Source organism: Blautia sp. OF03-13, from assembly GCF_003460685.1.
Lineage (GTDB): Bacteria > Bacillota > Clostridia > Lachnospirales > Lachnospiraceae > Fusicatenibacter > Fusicatenibacter saccharivorans.
Window position 1 is genome coordinate 1 of the sequence record NZ_QTVR01000070.1, and the last position, 542, is coordinate 542.

Annotated in this window: 1 protein-coding gene; it reads right to left on the reverse strand. The window is 46.1% G+C overall.

Translation table 11 applies throughout. From position 1 onward, the window contains the following. Positions 1-542 (reverse strand): IS66 family transposase (locus DXA55_RS16940; protein WP_147342045.1); only part of this gene is annotated, 542 nt, incomplete at both ends.

Here is a 542-nt window from a genome sequence, read left to right on the forward strand (position 1 = left end):
TTCATCTGCCATCAGATATTTACGCATCCGTAACTGACGGTGAAAATAATCATAAACATGACGGAGATAATTCTCGGCACAGTAAATGATCCAGTTAGCAAGCGTAGCCCGGCTTAATGGGACACCCAGTTGCTTCCAGTCCTCTTCCTGCCTGTTTAACGGCAGACCATTCTGGTACTTCTGGTGCATTGCCCATCCGACAACGGATTCCGATGCATAACTTTCCGGGATCAATGCTTCCTGAACAGGGGCTTTGACAAATGTCTGATCATCCGGATGTTCCTCTGATATGGCACACTCCGGGCATTTATAGGTTTCACGATAGATATTTACTACTTTTCCCTTGGCAGGGGTAAAACGAAATTCATGGCGGACGAATTCTTTCCCAATACATTCCATCTGCGTTCCGCAGGTTGGACAGTTTCGCTCCTCCTCCGGAAGAGAAATGATCTCGTCGCAGGAAGGAACATTTTTAAAGAGATCAGCATGTGTCCGTCTTGCTTTTCTCTTATGTTCCGGAACAGTGATGTCATCAGGAAGTT